The organism is Catellatospora sp. NPDC049609 (assembly GCF_040675365.1).
In the GTDB taxonomy this organism is placed as follows: Bacteria; Actinomycetota; Actinomycetes; order Mycobacteriales; family Micromonosporaceae; genus Catellatospora.
The window spans coordinates 1-3,027 of record NZ_JBFAOU010000379.1; the positions used below are offsets into that span (position 1 = coordinate 1).

A 3,027-nucleotide genomic window follows, 5' to 3' on the forward strand; every position below is an offset into this window, starting at 1 on the left:
AGGCGCTTCGACTGCCGCCGTCTTGTGGCGCCGGGCAAGCGGCAGTCGACTGCTGCATGAGCCCCAGTCCTCACCATGATCCGGTTCGCGGAACTCGATCTGACTGACCGTCCTGCCACCGAACGCCCGCCCGACCACGACCCCCCAAGTCTCCGCCTGCCCGGAGGGGACAGCGCGTTACAGCTGCGCTACCAAGGCCCGCACACGATGGATCGTGTGGGTCCCGAACTGTCCTCGCCACTTCTCCTGGGTGCTGACCCCCGCCTGATTGATGGTCAACAATCATGACTCACCTCAGCAACGATATGGCTGCTCACGTACATTCGGTTAACATCGCGAACGGTAAGAAAAAGGTAGGGAGCGGCCGAACGACAGCGCATCGGATCTTCGACTTCGCCCGGCCGTACCGTACGGAGATCACCGTCTTCCTGCTGACCGTGGTGCTCGGCGCGGTGATCGGCGTGGTCACGCCGCTGCTCGCGGGCCAGGTGGTCGACACCATCGTGCCGCCGCGCGGCGCCCCGCCCGCCGCTGACGCCGGCCGGAGGGTCATCACGATCGCGCTGGCGATCGCCGGACTGGCGGTCCTCAGCGCGCTGCTGTCCCTAGCGGATCGCTTCTGCTCGGCCCGTATCGGTGAGGGGCTCACCTTCGATCTGCGCACCCGGATATACGACCACGTGCAGCGGATGCCGGTGCAGTTCTTCACCCGGGCGCAGACCGGCGCGCTGGTCACCAGGCTCAACAACGACGTGCTGGGCGCGCAGCGCGCATTCACCTCGACCTTGTCCGGCGTCGTCGGCAACATCATCCAGATGGTCCTCACCGTCGGAGTGATGTTCACCCTGTCGTGGCAGATCACCGTGCTGTGGTTGGTCATGCTGCCGTTGTTCATCCTGCCCGCGCGCCGGGTGGGGCACCGGCTGGCCGCGATCACCAAGGAGTCGTACGAACTCGACGCCCGCATGAACGCCACCATGACCGAGCGGTTCGGCGTGGCCGGTGCGCTGCTGATGAAGCTGTTCGGCCGGCCGGAGACCGAGTCCGGGCGCTTTTCGGAGCGCGCGGCGCGGGTGCGCGACATCGGCGTGCAGAGCGCGATGTACTCGCGCACCTTCTTCGTGTCGATGATGCTGGTGGCTGCGCTGGCCCAGGCGCTCGTCTACGGCCTGGGCGGCTGGTACGCCGTGTATGGCAGTCTCGAGCCGGGCACCGTCGTCGCGCTGGCCCTGCTGCTGGCGCAGCTCTTTCCGCCGATCATGACCCTGGCCAATGTGCGGATCGATGTGATGGGCGCGCTGGTGTCGTTCGACCGGGTCTTCGAGATCCTCGACCTGACGCCCGCGATCGCCGAGCAGCCTGGCGCCGTGGACCTCCCGCCGCGCTCGTCGAAGGTCGAGTTCCGCGACGTGACCTTCCGCTACCCGAGCGCGTCGGAGATCTCGCTGGCTTCGCTGGAGAACGTGGCGACGCTGGAGCGCACGGCCACCGAACCGGTGCTGCGCGGCGTCTCCTTCACCGCGGAACCGGGGCAGCTGGTGGCGCTCGTCGGATCCTCCGGCGCCGGCAAGTCCACCACCTCCATGCTGGTGAGCCGGATGTACGACGTCACCAGCGGCGCGGTGCTGGTCGGCGACGTCGACGTGCGCGGAGCCACCCTGCAGTCGCTGCGCGACACCATCGGCGTGGTCACCCAGGACGCCCACCTGTTCCACGAGACCATCGCGGAGAACCTGCGCTACGCCAAGCCCGACGCCACCGACGACGAGCTGTGGGAGGCGCTGGCGGCCGCGCAGATCGACACCCTGGTCCGGGCCACCCCCGACGGCCTGGACACCGTGGTGGGCGAGCGGGGCTACCGGTTCTCCGGCGGCGAGAAGCAGCGCATCGCCATCGCCCGGCTGCTGCTCAAGGCCCCGTCCATCGTGATCCTTGACGAGGCCACCGCCCACCTGGACTCCGAGAGCGAGGCCTCGGTCCAGCAGGCCCTATCCACGGCCCTGGCCGGTCGTACCGCGCTGGTCATCGCACACCGCCTGTCCACCGTCCGCCAGGCCGACCAGATCCTCGTCCTCGACGGCGGCCGCATCGTCCAACGCGGCACCCACGATCAACTACTCGCCCAAGATGGTCTCTACGCCGACCTCCACCGCACACAATTCGCCGACGGGGGTGCGAGCCCACTCGTCCGTTCAGGCATTACGACTACCGAGCCGACCTCGGTCTCATGAGTGGGCTTCCCACGCGGCCTGCTTGGACACGTTGAGGGCGCGGCCGACCGCGGACCATAACTCCCCTTCGCCGCGGGCTTCGGCGACCATCCAGCCGAGCGAATTTTCGTAGTTCCTCGGCGAGTACGCGGGACGGGTTGAGTGCCACCACGGCGGGGATCGGGTCGGCTGGCTTCGGTCCGCCGTCGACGGCGGCGAGCAGTTCCCGGCAGTAGCGCTGGTGGATTCCCCATAGCTCCTCGGCGCGCAGTTGCGGCGTTTCTCCGGCCACGACAGCGCCGAGAACATCGAACGCGAAGTGCTCCGGGCTGACTGGACGTTTCAATTACGTATGAGGTAGCTCACGTTGGTTCGCCAGGCGTCCATCCGCTCAGGGGCGTAGACCGGCAAGCGGCTTGCGGACGGAGTTGCCCCGATTCGGACACCGGGTTTCTCCAGCGGATCGTGTCTCATTCACAAAGGCGAGGTTTACCGGACATCGGGTGCGACCTAGTGGCCGCTGTCGATAGTGAGGTCATTTCATCCTGATCGGCGTCGATGTCGCGTGGTGTAGGGCCAGGATCGCCTGCGCGATGGTGCCGGTCTTGCTGACGGTGCAGCGGACGCGGGTGAGGATCTGCCGGCACTTGAGCGTGGCGAAGCCGCGCTCGCCCGGGGCGCGGACGGCGGCGTGGCGACGGTTGTAGGCCGTGGCAGCCGGAATCAGCGGCTTGTCCTTACCCGCTCTGACCGGCACGATCAGGGTCGGCTGTTCCCCCTGGTAGCCGCGGTCGGCCCACAATTGCAGGCCGTGCCG

2 protein-coding genes are annotated in these 3,027 nt (G+C 67.7%); one reads left to right on the forward strand and one right to left on the reverse strand.

The genetic code is table 11. From position 1 onward, the window contains the following. Window positions 1–305 precede the first annotated feature (305 nt). On the forward strand, window positions 306–2,231 hold the full coding sequence (locus AB0J67_RS40290) for an ABC transporter ATP-binding protein (RefSeq protein WP_363490966.1): 1,926 nt from the start codon (window positions 306–308) through the stop codon (window positions 2,229–2,231). A 514-nt stretch (window positions 2,232–2,745) separates the two neighbouring features. On the opposite strand, the gene AB0J67_RS40295 is transcribed toward AB0J67_RS40290, so the two are convergent. Then, window positions 2,746–3,027 (reverse strand): transposase family protein (locus tag AB0J67_RS40295; protein WP_363490964.1); only part of this gene is annotated, 282 nt, incomplete at its 5' end.

Bases quoted from the DNA above. Each gene is read 5' to 3' on its own strand.
- AB0J67_RS40290 (WP_363490966.1), top strand. From the start codon at position 306: ATGGCTGCTCACGTACATTCGGTTAACATCGCGAACGGTAAGAAAAAG.